The sequence below is a fragment of the Microbulbifer epialgicus genome (genome assembly GCF_041447265.1).
Taxonomy (GTDB): Bacteria; Pseudomonadota; Gammaproteobacteria; order Pseudomonadales; family Cellvibrionaceae; genus Microbulbifer; species Microbulbifer epialgicus.
In genome coordinates this window covers 1-14,440 of record NZ_JBGMEK010000001.1, presented here as the reverse complement: position 1 = coordinate 14,440, position 14,440 = coordinate 1, and the positions used below count along the sequence as shown (strand labels likewise).

17 protein-coding genes are annotated in these 14,440 nt (G+C 39.0%); 1 reads left to right on the top strand and 16 read right to left on the bottom strand.

Translation table 11 applies throughout. From position 1 onward, the window contains the following. Positions 1 to 30 precede the first annotated feature (30 nt). The 13 genes from ACCI49_RS00085 to ACCI49_RS00025 form a co-directional block, all read right to left on the bottom strand. Complete coding sequence (locus tag ACCI49_RS00085; RefSeq protein WP_371836920.1) at positions 31 to 276, bottom strand: hypothetical protein; 246 nt, start codon at positions 274 to 276, stop codon at positions 31 to 33. A 20-nt stretch (positions 277 to 296) separates the two neighbouring features. Continuing rightward, a complete protein-coding gene (locus ACCI49_RS00080) occupies positions 297 to 542 on the bottom strand; it encodes a hypothetical protein (protein ID WP_371836919.1) in 246 nt (81 codons plus the stop codon). Between the two features lie 365 nt (positions 543 to 907). After that, the gene (locus ACCI49_RS00075; RefSeq protein WP_371836918.1) at positions 908 to 1,171 is read right to left on the bottom strand and encodes a hypothetical protein; all 264 of its coding nucleotides are present in this window, start codon (positions 1,169 to 1,171) and stop codon (positions 908 to 910) included. Between the two features lie 175 nt (positions 1,172 to 1,346). Then, positions 1,347 to 3,050, bottom strand: a complete 1,704-nt coding sequence (locus ACCI49_RS00070; protein ID WP_371836917.1) for a hypothetical protein — start codon at positions 3,048 to 3,050, stop codon at positions 1,347 to 1,349. 190 nt (positions 3,051 to 3,240) lie between these two features. Further along, positions 3,241 to 3,519, bottom strand: coding sequence for a hypothetical protein (locus ACCI49_RS00065; protein WP_371836916.1), 279 nt, complete (start codon positions 3,517 to 3,519; stop codon positions 3,241 to 3,243). After that, positions 3,516 to 4,289: a hypothetical protein gene (locus tag ACCI49_RS00060; protein WP_371836915.1), complete on the bottom strand. Its 774-nt coding sequence runs from the start codon at positions 4,287 to 4,289 to the stop codon at positions 3,516 to 3,518. Before ACCI49_RS00060 ends, ACCI49_RS00065 begins: the two co-directional genes overlap by 4 nt. Continuing rightward, positions 4,286 to 5,404 (bottom strand): hypothetical protein, encoded by a 1,119-nt coding sequence (locus tag ACCI49_RS00055; RefSeq protein ID WP_371836914.1) that lies wholly within the window; start codon positions 5,402 to 5,404, stop codon positions 4,286 to 4,288. The genes ACCI49_RS00060 and ACCI49_RS00055 overlap by 4 nt, the downstream gene beginning before the upstream one ends. A 160-nt stretch (positions 5,405 to 5,564) precedes the next feature. Next, a complete protein-coding gene (locus tag ACCI49_RS00050) occupies positions 5,565 to 5,810 on the bottom strand; it encodes a cold-shock protein (protein ID WP_371836913.1) in 246 nt (81 codons plus the stop codon). A gap of 10 nt (positions 5,811 to 5,820) precedes the next feature. Beyond that, positions 5,821 to 6,348: a hypothetical protein gene (locus ACCI49_RS00045; protein ID WP_371836912.1), complete on the bottom strand. Its 528-nt coding sequence runs from the start codon at positions 6,346 to 6,348 to the stop codon at positions 5,821 to 5,823. Positions 6,349 to 6,853: 505 nt separating this feature from the next. Beyond that, positions 6,854 to 7,303 (bottom strand): hypothetical protein, encoded by a 450-nt coding sequence (locus ACCI49_RS00040; protein WP_371836911.1) that lies wholly within the window; start codon positions 7,301 to 7,303, stop codon positions 6,854 to 6,856. Between the two features lie 154 nt (positions 7,304 to 7,457). Next, positions 7,458 to 7,670, bottom strand: a complete 213-nt coding sequence (gene csrA / locus ACCI49_RS00035; protein ID WP_371836910.1) for a carbon storage regulator CsrA — start codon at positions 7,668 to 7,670, stop codon at positions 7,458 to 7,460. Between the two features lie 31 nt (positions 7,671 to 7,701). After that, entirely contained in the window at positions 7,702 to 8,124 is a 423-nt protein-coding gene (locus tag ACCI49_RS00030) for a hypothetical protein (RefSeq protein ID WP_371836909.1), read from the bottom strand. A gap of 276 nt (positions 8,125 to 8,400) precedes the next feature. Continuing rightward, positions 8,401 to 8,808, bottom strand: coding sequence for a hypothetical protein (locus tag ACCI49_RS00025; protein WP_371836908.1), 408 nt, complete (start codon positions 8,806 to 8,808; stop codon positions 8,401 to 8,403). Positions 8,809 to 9,086: 278 nt separating this feature from the next. Here ACCI49_RS00025 and ACCI49_RS00020 point away from each other — a divergent pair, with 278 nt between their 5' ends. Further along, on the top strand, positions 9,087 to 9,728 hold the full coding sequence (locus ACCI49_RS00020; protein WP_371836907.1) for a hypothetical protein: 642 nt from the start codon (positions 9,087 to 9,089) through the stop codon (positions 9,726 to 9,728). On the opposite strand, the gene ACCI49_RS00015 is transcribed toward ACCI49_RS00020, so the two are convergent. The 3 genes from ACCI49_RS00015 to ACCI49_RS00005 all read right to left on the bottom strand — a co-directional run bounded on the left by ACCI49_RS00015 (position 9,706) and on the right by ACCI49_RS00005 (position 13,276). After that, entirely contained in the window at positions 9,706 to 10,164 is a 459-nt protein-coding gene (locus ACCI49_RS00015; RefSeq protein ID WP_371836906.1) for a hypothetical protein, read from the bottom strand. The two genes, ACCI49_RS00020 and ACCI49_RS00015, sit on opposite strands and share 23 nt — an antisense overlap. A gap of 273 nt (positions 10,165 to 10,437) precedes the next feature. After that, positions 10,438 to 11,589, bottom strand: coding sequence for a ribonucleotide-diphosphate reductase subunit beta (locus tag ACCI49_RS00010; protein WP_371836905.1), 1,152 nt, complete (start codon positions 11,587 to 11,589; stop codon positions 10,438 to 10,440). 217 nt (positions 11,590 to 11,806) lie between these two features. Continuing rightward, the gene (locus ACCI49_RS00005) at positions 11,807 to 13,276 is read right to left on the bottom strand and encodes a replication initiator protein RctB domain-containing protein (protein ID WP_371836904.1); all 1,470 of its coding nucleotides are present in this window, start codon (positions 13,274 to 13,276) and stop codon (positions 11,807 to 11,809) included. Between the last annotated feature and the right edge of the window lie 1,164 nt (positions 13,277 to 14,440).

The following is a 14,440-nucleotide window of genomic DNA, read 5'->3' as shown; positions in this document are numbered from 1 at the left end:
TATTTAATGATACAGCCATATAACCCGCAATTAAGATGCGCGTTGGGTGTGCTCACCACCTTCAACTATTGAATGGTAGGCAGTTTCCATTTCAATTAACTTTGATTTCTCGGCAAAAGTAATTTCACGAAAAAGTCGATCTAAGACATGGATATTCCCTAAAAATCTATCAACCATTGCATCGTCAGGCACAGCCCCTAGAACTAATTGCAAGTACGTCTTTACTTTTGCTCGATTTGAGGGGCTATAACTAAGACTAAGTTCTCGTGAGGCCATATATTTTTCCCAAAGTAATTTCAATGTAGGAGATGAGCTACCGTCCCAGATACTATTGGCACAACTGATCTCAAGTAACAGGCCGCATTCTCAATAAGAAGTGGCATTGAGGTAGGGTTGTTCTGTAACATTTTTTTTGGAATACGTTCTGGAACCTGAACTGGTGGAACGCCGGCAGCAATTAATTCCGCCACCTCAACCACTACCGCAGGTTTACCTGTACGAAGTATCTCAAAGCACTCTAAATAAAAAGATTCAGAATTCATCATAGTCTCCACTTAATTGTTGTAACTCTTCCAGAAAAGAGTATTTAAAAGGACCACACAAAATGAACGATGAACCACAGACAAACTAAAAGGTGGGAGACTTTTGGTACGCAAAGGAGCAGCAATACAGAATCGCGAACTAAAATTCGTTTGATTCATAAAAACAAGAACCTTTAACACCCTTCCGGTACGGTGGTCTCCCACACGTTTAAAAGCGTAACATGTTGCGCTTCACTGTCAAATACCTCCACCACCCACTAAATAGAAATTAGGCGTTATGTATCCCGTGAAAATAGACGATTAAAATTCGACGCTTCACCATTAATCGACCTCTCACATCTTTTCAAAAGTTCTTTTGCATATAGCTATGTATCACTAGAGTGACGTAAATCAATTTTCACACAGTCAATGCTCTGCAGATAACCCAGCCATTTATTAAAAGGCATCTCAGAGACTTCCCCTCCTTCTACAACAACAGCATGAAATTCTAAAAAAGGGAAACCAACATCACACTTCTGAAAGAACAAACTCCAGCTTTCATCTCTAATGCAACGCAGTACCGGCTCCATTTCATATCGACAGTAATTTATTAAATACTGATTCAGTAAACACAGTTCAATATGGGTCATAAATACTCACCTCTAATTAATTTGAAACAACATACCAAAGCAAGAGAAATAAGCATGAAAGAAAGGAAATGCGTAATATTCCACCCAATTAACCCAATTAAAAATTGCCGATAGGCAATCTGCGGCGGAGCAGCTGAAAGGAGGCTGGAGATAAACCTCCAGCCGATAAATAGACCTAATGAAAAATTTCTGTTATCTCCATTGAAGCGTCAGGAGTAAAAGTTATGTGGTATTCCTTGTTTTCTAACTCATTGGCGAGCACCTTAATTTCTGCATCATGCTCGCTAATAATATTTAGTAGTAGATCGCTAATACTCCCCCCTCGTTTAATATGAGTGACGGACCATAGTTCTTTTACTATTTGTGAGAGGTATTCTTCATCCACCTCAAACTCCCAATGACCTTTGTTTACATTAACTGTTTGGCGACAGACAGATTCAATTGACGTGCATTTCGAAGGTATATAGATAGCACTTGCAAAACTAATAGCTACTGTCTCAGAGGTGACAGAACCTAGATTAACTGGCTCACCATTTTTATTCGTTAGCCCATCTACCGTGAGTTCATAACTGTCACAAAGAACTACTTGCTTATTAAAAAAACCTGCTGTTGATACTGTAAATTCTCTTACATCACCTTTAGGTAATAATGTTGAGCCGATCTCATCATTATTATTCCATTTAACTAATTTATCTTGTAACCAATGATTGAAAGGTATATCGCGAGGATCGAGATATAGATCACTGAGCAAATGGGCATAATTACCAAATATGAAAGAATCAGCGTCATACTCATCAAAAACACACTCTGAGTTCAATTCAAATACATATCTATCCAAAAAATCTTTAGGTGTATAAAGCTCTATTGAATTCCCGTTATAGACTTCGCCATTACTAAACTTATCGTCATAGCCCTCAAAAGGTATAGTCCCAGGTGTAAAGAATAAAAAGCTTGGAGCCGGTGCCTTCTCAATAAGCTCGGGAGCAAAAGCATTTGCTTCAAACCAATGATGCTTAGAAAATTCATCGAGTCCGACCTGTTTATGCTTATCTTCAAGTTGTTGTCGGTAAACTTCCTTTAGGATCTCCTTAGCTCTCTTTTGAATAGATGAGACATCCCCAACTAGACAATCCCTATCGGGGACACGGGCTCTATATTTTTCAGGTCTTAAATGTATCCATGCATTAGGAATACTGGCTGAATCCTTCAGCTTAAAACCTTGTAAAATATAACCTACGTTGAAACCCCTTATAGATGATCGACTAACAGAATCATTTAAATCCGGCTTTACTAATGTAAGATGACCAAGCTCAGTTTCAATGAAATTTCTATCAGAATCTAATGCTAGAGGTCTTGAGATAATCTCATTGTTTAGAATGATTGGAATGGAGAAAGCCTCAAAAGTAGATTTTACTGAGTGAAGTATCTGATCAATATTGATCTCTGCTTTTAGTTTAAGCATGATGATGGAACCAGTGATTTCATCATCCAGTTTTTCCCGCTCTACATCATCACCCCCAAGTAGAGCTTCCGTAAAAAAGTGCACTTGATATTCGCCGGACCTAATACAAATCTCTGAAGCAGAATAAAGGCATGCTGCACAGCCAATACCAAAAGGATTTTGCGTTTGTATTACCTCTTTACCCCATCCACTTTGGCCGACAGTAAAGAATGACTCCCAGCCAGTTTCTGAGAAACCAACCCCATTATCGGTAATAATCAAGATCCTTTCCGATTCGAGATAATCTATACTGACCTGAGAAGCACCAGCTCTCTGAGCATTTTGACAAAGCTCGGTGAGAAAGGTTATGTCGCTGGTGAAAGTATCCGCCAATGTACGCTTTATACCTTCTGCTGAAACTGTAAATTGATACTTCATTATCAATTTCTCTTACTTGCTAAATGAGCTTATGAACGTAAAGCAACTTGCTATTAGAAGTGATTTAGCTGGGAACGGGCATAGACCACTTTATGAGAGTGGGCCCGATAGGGGCCGCGATAGGTGCCGTATTTGAAGTAAAAGAAGTGGAACTTACAAATAGGGCAGGGAACCCTGCCCAAATAGCAACTTACCTATCAGGTATTACAGTCCCCTCTCCAGAATAGGAGTAGCCCCCATCTCCGTCATGGCACTGTATGCGATTTCCATCTAGATCACTTACTTGAAAAGAGAAATCTTCTAAACATTTAACAGAAATAGAAGTGTGGAAAATATCTAAAGCAACATTAGCAAGAGATTGCCCATCTATATCATCAGGTACTGAAACAGAATAAGTTCCAGCCACATCTTTGTCCAAAAAGTGCAGTTCATTAGATAGGGCTTTAGCTTCGACCTTTAAGGTTATCATTGTCCTACTCCCTTTTTAGAATACATGTATTGATTACTCTCAGTGAAAATAACTGCATTAGGTCCTACGTGATCCATGAACTGCCACCAAGCCGGTAAAGTTTCTACAAAAATGGGCTCATGCTTATCTGCATATCCATTATTACCGCTGATATGTACCTCAATACAATGTGGGTGGGACAATAGCTCTACGAGAAGCTCAAGATCCCAATATCTTTCCTTTGTAGCAACTATATTTAGATGACTCATATCCAAAGCATAAAAGACACCAGAAAGCATGAGTTTTTTATACTCTTCCCAGGTGGATACTAGAAGCCTATTCCCTTTCGCAGGATAAAGCCCTTCAACTGCAACTGGACAGTCAAATAGGTCCTGGATATAAAATACATTACTAATCATGCTTTCAAGAGTGCTTTCACTTCTTCGCCCTGAGTGTAGAGAGTAAGCAGGAGCATTAACAAACTTCGACAATTCAGACATCTCTTGAAAATAGGACCGGCTTGCCTCAAAAGGCGTAGAGGCATCATAACGCCGGTAACCATTGACCGAGAGCCTACAGGTAGCATGTAAGCGAAACTGACTATCGTTAAAACGCGTCTTTAAGAGATTAAGGCCCTCGATGGACAATTTTCCATGGTTTTGAGGGCATAGTTGTACGTGTGCAATTGATACCGACTGTCCAGCATCGATGACTTTATTTGACGCCAACTTCGATAGAGCCGAATCATAGCTGTCTCCAGGGAACATAGCTGTCGCAGCATGTAGTTTCATTCTATGTCCTCATTAATACCAATATTAAATAATTCCGAATGTATGCCGTTATACATCATTAACCTAGTGAGTGATTCCACTAGTTTGAAAACCTGGTTAGTAACGAAGTCAGTACCAAGAATCTCAGATAAATTCTCAAATTCCTCACCTCCAAATTCACCTTTATCATTCAGTAAATCACTGTCAGCTAAAAAGCCCTCAGAGCTATAATGGTACGGGTATTCATTAATTCTCGAAATGAATGTAACCACGGATAAGTAAGTAAAATAATTTCCACCATCGTCATATGATGAATCTGTTTCAATTTGTATTTCAACAAGAGATGGACACAAACTTCTGAGAGCATTCTTAGTCGCTAAGTAGCACCACTCTTGGGCAGATTCAGCTAAGAATTCTGATACCGACTGCATGCAAGCTTTTGAAAATTGGTCGCCAAAGAGAGAAAAAGTTTCTGTCTTAAAATTTGTAAAGAGGTAATCTATATTGAACAGATAACGATCAACATATGATTTTCGCCTCTGCCCTATCAATTTACGCTTAGAATTTTCATCCAAGTTGGGAAGTACAAATAGGCTTACTGCGGCATCATAATTATCGTCACAGTAGCCAGGCATATCTAGGCCCAACTCAATAAAGCAATAGCTAGTGTTATTTTTCTCTACCTCTTCTGCTAGTACAAAATAGTAGATGCCAGACGCTTTCCCCTCTTCATCGTCTATAACCAATTCTTCCTCAAGAATAGAATCGGGAATAGAGGAAGCTATGTCTCGTGTGAAATGTTCGAGTTCAAGGCACTCGTCATCTACAATTTGAAATTCAAGGTCAGAGTCGACATTCAATTTACAGTAGATACAATAAGCAGCCATAATTAGGATTCTTAGCGTCGACAACTTATTTTCATTATATGGACTAGTGATATCAAACATTGAAATTCGATATTCATGCTCTTTCTCCGGAATAGAGAAAGTTGCATAGGAAGCTAAATCTAAGTTGCGGACCTCTAAACAAACATTACCAATTAAAAGGCGATAAGAAACTGTGTTGTTACATGGAACTAGCGAAACTTGCCGGAAGATACTAGGCAAAGTAGTGCCTGTTATTAACTCCTGAACCATTAAAAGACCTCGTTGACTGTTGTTGGAACAGGCAGTCAACGTAACCAAATATATGGAACATCCAAACTGGCTTGAAGCTTCCTATAAGAGGCCACTTGATGAGAGCGACTCCGATAGGAGTCGCGATAGAAAAGACAAAAACGGATCCAGGATCTTAAACCTAGGAACAGTGAGCAAAGTGTTGATCTTGAATAGAATTATTGCGAGAACGCCGAATCAAGTTTACATTTTTTGCTTCAAGCCCTTTGTCAGTAGCTTCTACTTCAAAGCGAACACGAACACCACTTTTTAAAAACTTGCAATTCCTTAATTCAGCAGCATGAACGTAAATGTCGGGCCCACTTCCATTGCGAATAAAACCAAATTTCCGTGAATCGTTATATCGCTTAACTTCTCCTGTAATCATATTCCAGTCCTTATCTTAAGAGTGTTTCGGTCGCTTCTGTTCTAATTCTAGAGTGCTGGCTTGTAGATTTTATATCTATGTCCGCATCATCCTGAGTGTGAGCTAGCAGAGCTTCACAACATTCACGTATCGAATTGCTTTCTGAGGGAATCGATATTCCTCCAGGTAGAACATTACCTTTATCACTAACTACTCGAAGATTTAAATATTTACCACACTCAGACTGGATAATTTCTAGTTTATCGGAGGTTACCTCATTACCATTTGAGGGAATTGAAATAGAATCCCAAACATCTATACTTGAAGTATCCTGAGTATGGGTCAATAAAGCTTCACAGCATTCGCATATGAAATTTCCGTTCAAGGGAATCAATATCCCTCCAGGTAGAACATTACCTTGATCGGTTACTATGTGAAGCTTTAGATGTTCACCGCATTCTGATTTGTTAATTTCAAGTCCAACAGCATTTACTCTAATACTGCTTAGGCCTGAGGGTATCGAAATTGAACCCCAGAAATGAATTCTATTTGTCTTCACTAAAACAGCCTCTCTTATTTCTAAATACCTATCCGACTACAACAAGATTGTGGTTAAAAAACATTCAGTTACGTAAAGCTAATGAACTCCAAACAGATCAAACCTAATTCACAAGGTTTTCCACAATAATTGTGGATAAACCTAATCTGGGTGTCTGGGCGTTACTAGTTTATAAATTTGTATTCGCTAGCAATTCCTCTTTACTTTCTGAGCGGTATGTGTAGCAACCTTTTAAAGATGTAAAAAGGAAAGTTAGAGCCATCAAAGACATTTCAAAGTGTTCATAGTAGAGATTGAAAATTAGTAAGCAGATATTTGACAACGTGTAAAGAATGTGTGCCTTAAATGCATGAACTGGACTTTTTGATAGAAGGTATGCTGCACGCCAGGCTATTAACCAAGTAATCAAACCAATTACCCTCATGTTATCTTCTTGATAGTAATTGATAATATCTGCAATTAGGTTCTCTATATTCATGTAATATCACCAGAGGACTAGCTGAGATTACATCTCAGGGTTAATATTTAATGCCTTAACATTCTTCAGGAGCTCCACCTTTTTCTCCTGGTAACTAATGTCGTACCCTTGAATCAATGTCTCTTTTGCTAAATCCGCAATTCTCTCCCAATCCCAGCTAAATTGAATGGAAAATTCAGGTTGAAAATATTGTTCTCGAGCAGGTGCATAATCAACCATCTCACATCTCTTCCGAAATGCGCCTATCACGCTACCAACAAATGGAGAACTTAATCCGCCGTCCATCCATCCGAATGAGATCCACTCTTCTGATTTAGGGTTAATTTGAATATGGTGTTTTAACCTTATGATTCCACGTTGAATTGCAACATCAATTATAGGGGCAAAGAATTTAACTGGAGCCCCCATTGGTAAGGGGGTGATTTCGGGGATTCCTACGGTATGATAAAAAGTTACATCTTGATTTTGGTTGCTCATTGCTGATCTCCTGTATGAGAATGAGACCAACGTATCTGGAGTAAATCACTTAGCAAATTTGCTAGAAACTATAGAACCCCAAAATCCCACTTAATGAAATTTTTACCTGAGAAGGCAGCGACGCCTTCCCAGGTAAAACTCTACATTTAATTTATTATGCAGCGGTACTCTGTGAAGTTTCAGGCTCAGGAGTTCCTTGCTGGCGACCATTAATAATTTTTTTATAGATCTCCTCACGATGCACTGGAACAGACCTCGGAGCATCGATGGCTAAGCGAACTTGATTTCCTTGAACCCCCGCTACTGACACAGTGATATCATCACCAATCATTAAAGTTTCACCTATACGTCTTGTAAGTATCAACATACTGCCTCCATTCATTATGGTTTTGAGAAAATTATGTCCGCATATTGCGTCTATGAATTGAGTTTACGCCAACTATCTCGGCATCGACTCGGTCAGAGATAGATTTTTGTAGTGCTTCAAATTTTGCTGTTTCGGGAGAACCCGATGGATATGGAGATTTCAGATCTTGAATCGCCGGGAGAATAGCTTTACGTATTTCATCCTGATTCACATTAAACTTTTTCATCTCATCAGCTTTATCGACAGCTGTCTGCATGATCTTTCTCATTTCAACTTCTAATTGATCATGAGAACTCAAGGAACGAGTGGGAGATGATAGGGCCTGCGCATGTGTTTCTAGGGTCCTTTGGGTAGAGGTTTCTATGTTGCTTTGTGTATCTCGCCTCCAGCTTGAAAGGCGATCTTTGATGTCCAAATTATTATTTATGATATTCCGGCCTTCATCTACGCCCATAACTTCCTCCGTCCCTTGTTATGCTGAACTCACCACTGTCAGCAACATACTCCGTCTGAGCAAAGTGCCAAATTAGGTGGAAAGTAAACATCTGTCGTAAAAACACGGCTCAAGTATATGTACATGGCAACTATTCAACACGAAAAAATAGAAGAAAAAGAAAAAAACGCATCATAAAAAAGGCATACGTGCAGCATTAATGCATGATGCAGATTTATATAGGCAGCGGTATTGCGCGAAGCCTATCTTTAAGACAACACACTACTATTTAAGCAATTATGCTGAATTGCGTTTTTCAGTTAAATCTGTTCCAGAGATGATTCCCGGCAGTTGCTTGATTTTTGAAAGTGCCGTCTCCCGCTCCTGATCACTAAGTGTTACAGTTTCGACCTTACTCATATCAACAAGTGAAGATGGATCAAATTTATAATCATGCTCATCAGGTACAGGATCTTTTTGAATTGATTTATTATTTCTTGTTTGATCACAAGGAAGTGCACCTAGTTCATGCAGTTGTTCCTTCAGATAATCAATTGTCATACCTAGATCTAGAAACCTGCATCCGTTTTTAAATGTACCGGAATTACTTTTTTTCATCTCAATCTCAAAACGTTGAATAGTTGCTTCAATATTCTCAACATCAACATCTTCAGATTTCTCAATCCAATCTTTTGCTCTATCCAAATATGTCCTGGTCATAATCTTTGCACCAATGATCAATGATTCATGTATCGAAAGTAACGCATAAAGCATGAGTGTCAATTACTCTGGAAATCATCACACTTCTTTGTACTTCAAAAGTATTTGGGAATTTCTGTTAGAAACTTTCAAAAAGTGAATTTTTTAATTGCCTATCAATAAGCCCTGATTAACATGTAGTAGAGTGGCTTCTAAAGCGAACTACTTACATAAATTACAACGATTAATCCACTAAATGTTTATTTAGGAAGAGACTTTTCTTAATGGAAGAAACATCCGAAAGGAAACGTTGGTATCTACAGGAGAATAGGGATCTAATATGGGATATAGACGACTTCCAAAAGAAGCATATGGCATTGGAGTTTGTACTGAAATTTGAATGCCGACTGTGTGTATATTCACCTGGACTATCCCAGTTGTACGGTACTTATACCATCAATGTAACTGGAGTTAGATCTGAGACATTGGTTGTCTTACCGGAAATTTATGGTACTGAGAAATTCATAGGAGTTAATGAAGAGTCAATTAAACCAACAGGTATCTACATTCACCCAGGATGGCTATTTAATTTGGATTATAACCACATGATGACTATTCCTATCAAACATCGTGGGAGATTCATGAGGTCACGGCCAATACCTTTGGCTCAAGGATTTGCAATGGTTAATAATCAGTTACGGCGATCACAGTTTTTACCAGTATTAGTGAATGGCTCTTTAAGAGAGTATCGAAGAACCGCACCATTCCTTCATCTGTATAGAGTTGATCTTGAGGCTCTTAATAGATCGAGATTTCACAAAGAGCAAATTAGGGAGATCATTGGTAAAAAATTAACAAATATTTTACCGATTAATAATAATGATGCGGCAGAACTTTATGAAGTTAACAATAATGATAAAAGATAGGCCTTGCGGGCACCATGATAGGGCTGAGTAAATCTTCAATTTGAGTTGATCTATTTCTGGCAAAGGCCTCTTGAAGTTGGTGACGATTATATTCACTCATTTTCATTCCTTCACAAATTCGCTGAAAAATTCGCGAAATACTTTGATGGGTTGGTTTTGTAATACTTAACTCAGCACAGACGTCTGAAATATAGTTTAGATCATGATCAGAAGTCAGACTATAGTGCAGGTGTATAGCAGAAATGGCTATAAATAAAGTTTGTACGCCATTGACGTTTAAGGAAGGTTGGGCCCCTGGATTGCTAGAAAGCCTTTTGTTAAAGAGTTTAACTAAAGCTTCAACCTTAATAATGGTCTCATGCTTTGACTCACCATCTATATCAAGCTTGGTGGCCAATTCTTTTATAAAGGAAGGCAAAAGATCAAGGGCGAGCATTGTTTGGTAATTCCGGAGCGCAATAAGCAAAGTTGCTATGAGATTTTTCGTAGTGTCCATGGCAAATGATTGGGTGTCGATGTAATATTTAAAGCGTAACATGTTACACATTAAAGGCAAGAAGCAGATTGGCTAAACGGTGTAGTTTAGTCTTTAGCCCTAATTGTTTAGTCGATCTGCTTAATTTATTTGCTGCTAGCTAGTTAGCTAGATAATGTAATTGGGTCCAGAGCTACAGCGAAAAATATGAGGAATATTGTGATTCACAATATATTACCACTGTAATGCTCCTCCAGTTTGATACTCAATTACACGTGTTTCAAAAAAATTCCGGTCTTTGCGTAGATCTATCATTTCAGACATCCAGGGAAATGGATTATTTTTACCCGGGAAATGCTCTTTTAATCCTAATTGGTTAAGTCGACGATTTGCTATGAACTGAAGGTATTCTTCCATCATCATAGCATTCATCCCAAGAATTCCACGAGGCATAGTGTCTCTCGCATATTCTATTTCGAGCTCCATACCTTCCAGAATCATTTGAATTACTTCTTCTTGGAAGCTATCAGTCCAAAGATGAGGGTTTTCTAATTTTATTTGATTGATTATGTCAATACCGAAATTCAAATGCATTGATTCATCACGAAGAATGTATTGGAACTGCTCAGCAACCCCGCTCATTTTGTTACGTCGGCCCATAGAAAGAATCTGGCTAAAGCCGCAGTAGAAAAAGATTCCTTCAGTCACCACATAAAAAGCTATAAGATTTCGTAGAAGTTCTTGATCAGTTTCGTTTGAGCCTGTTTTAAAGTTTGGGTCGCTGATGGATTTTGTATGGGAAAGACTCCAAGCTGCTTTCTTCGCTACTGCTGGTACCTCTCGATACATATTGAAAACTTCACCTTCGTCCATTCCAAGTGACTCAACACAATATTGATAGGCATGCGTATGAATTGCCTCTTCAAAGGCTTGACGGAGTAGGTATTGGCGACACTCAGGGTTGGTTATTAAGCGATAAATAGCTAAAACAAGATTATTAGCAACCAGTGAATCTGCAGAGGAAAAGTAACCGAGGCTGCGTTTAATAATCAATCGCTCATCATCTGATAGTCCACCGGAGTCTCGCCATAGAGTAATATCTCTTGCCATTGAAATTTCTTGAGGCATCCAATGGTTTGCACAGGCATCTAGATATTTTTGCCAGGCCCAGTCGTATTTGAAGGGAACTAGCTGGTTTAGGTCTGCCCTGCAGTTGATCATACGTTTATCATCAACCTGTATCCGGGCAGCACCCATTTCAAGCTCTTTTATACCCTGCTCAATATCCAACGAGTCTAGGTTTTTTCTGGCCAGCTCAAGAGCCCCAGGTTTATCAGAACCTTTAGATGTTACATCTTCACTGATATTTTTATCCCAATTCAACATGAAATACCCTCCACAGATTAAAGACACAGTGAAAGGAAGTTACTATAGTTATTTATGTTTAATAAAGAAGGCAGGAGATATCGCTACAAATATGTAGCAGGTCGACATATGTGAAACATAGTTAGCTATTTGTTGGGAGGGTAGTGCTGTATAAAAGGAGCAGCTTTGGGGGTTTCTGTTATTTTTATTTGCCAGCCCCATCAGTCACTATTACTATCTAATCGAGTTCGAGTTGGCCCTGCCTTTTATTGGATTTGAGCAATCGGTTATGGATAGATTTGTCACCTATTATTGGATCACTTTTATCTCGGTAGGCGTTGAAAATAAATTCATTAGCCATATCGGGCTCCATCTTTACTACATATCCGAAGAGCTTGATGATGTTAAACCCATCGTTATTCCAGGGTTCATTGGATTTTTCCTGATGATTTTTAAGTGCCATCAGAAATCTATCTCTGAAATTATCATAGCGGGCGCTGGGGATCATATACCGCTGGAGGTCTGGAAGAGTAATATTTACGCTTCTATTCCCGTGACGCTTAACATGAATGCAGCACCAAGTATAAAAAATATGGATCAACCCAGAAGAAACAGTGAGGATATCTTTGTTATCAATAAAAGTTGAGATGACATTTACATCGGCAATGTCTTGAAAGGTTTTTGAATGTAACGCAATCCTATACCAACGAGGACGTCTGATAGATCCACCCCCATATTCTCGATCAATCGATGAATCTAATTCTGTAAGGAAGCGAAAGTTTAAATCATCAGCACCAGGAGTAATTCCGAATTGTGCAGCAAATTTGTGCCCCGTCTCACTATCAGAATCAATAAGTACATTGAAATTTGTACTATATAACCGCTTCATAGAGTCTCGAACGGTATCACGATTTGCACCAGAACCATCGAGCCCCATGATTCTGCACAAATCAACAATATCTATGTAAAACTCATTTTTTATCTCTTTGCTGAGATCCATTCGTTCAGAAATTTGCAAGCAAACCATAGTGATTATTGCGCGGATAGTACGCTGGTCATCAACGTGGCAAATTTCACTGTCAGTCTGGCTCGACGTTACAATTTCTATTTGGTCACTACCAAAACGATAAATAGTGGAAAAGTGTTGATTTCTTCGAGGATCGGTCCGCGACGAACGCATACACGAACCAAACACTCCATTCCAAAGTCTTTCGGATCGAGCAAGGCGTATTTGAGAGGTATCGAGAATTTGTGAATCGGCCTCTATAAGCTGAGTCTTGATTTCTTTCAATTTTAGCCGGTGAGGGCGGTGATCTTTAAATTGCTTGACTTGAGTTGGTGCATCTATGACTTCAGATGCATCAGTAAGAATGAACAAATCGGCTGGTTTACATTTAGGTCTCTGGAACTTTTCCTTTTTGAAAAGCCCGATTTCTGTCAATGCATTAGATCGTTTCTTGATGATGGTATTGCCGCTACCAATACTCTTTTCACTTAGCCATTCCTGAAGTTCAGTTCTAGTGACATCAATAGCAGAGGTCTCCGGATCCATCGTATCTTCACGGGTAGAGCAGAGTTCAATTAATCCAAGCAGAAACTTTCGTTCTATCTTGGTGAGGCACTCGAGTTCACTATAAAGCTTCAGCTGGCCTAAGTGGCGCTGTCTAACTCGATAGACCGACCCTCCTGATTTTGCTTTTGCTGGCATTGCTCACCTAGTTATTGATGTTTAAAGCCTCTATCACCAGTAGTAACGAAGGTAGAACTGTGACTATTCTGCCAAAGAATAACTATTAGAGTCGTAGAGTTCAAGGAATTATGGGTGACCAAAGTAATTTCTAGTTATATGAATGCTTGTTCCGTTAGAAGTTGATCAAAATTTGTGCTTATTTTCTTTTTTAAATTAAAAAATACTTTGTGGCCAATATCTTCCTTAGTAGGTCTTTGAATAGAGCCAATATATAAAGTTTATAGATACTAGTTAGATATATAATACGACAAAGAAAAAACCCTTAAAAAACAATGAGTTAGACTGTGGATAACAAACAGTCACTACTTAAATTTGGAATGGTCACACTTTATATCTAATGGTCGCTACTTATAAATAAATAGTCACTCCGTAAATAGAGAAACAGTCACTACTTAACCAATCTATAGTCACTACTTGTAAAAGGTTTAGTCACTACTTAAAATGTCAAACGGTCACTACTTAACAGCCACTTTGGTCGCTACCTAAAAATAATTCTTATACATACGTATAAACAGTATCTTCACAAAATGCTAACAGTATTAGCACAGTAATATGCACAGATTTTATCGTTTGCATTTTGAGCTGTAGCAATGGTCTCTCCTTAAATCTTTTATAAATAGTTGCCCTATAGAAGTACTTTTACTCTGACCACAACAAGTCGCTAAGAGTAGGGTTGCCACCTACGCTAAAGGTCACTCCTTAAGGCTGTGGTCGCTACTATCAACCAGGGTCACTCCCTAAGTAGGATTGGTGACTGCACTAAAGGTCACTCCTTAAGGCTGTGGTCGCTACTATCAACCAAGGTCACTCCCTAAAGTAGGGTTGGTGCCCGTACTAAAGGTCACTCCTTAAGTAGGATTGGTGGCTGCACTAAAGGTCACTCCTTAAGTAGGGTTGGTGACTGCACTAAAGGTCACTCCTTAAGGCTGTGGTCGCTACTATCAACCAAGGTCACTCCCTAAAGTAGGGTTGGTGCCCGTACTAAAGGTCACTCCTTAAGTAGGATTGGTGGCTGCACTAAAGGTCACTCCTTAAGTAGGGTTGGTGACTGCACTAAAGGTCACTCCTTAAGGCTGTGGTCGCTACTATCAACCAAGGTCACTCCCTAAAGTAGGGTTGGTG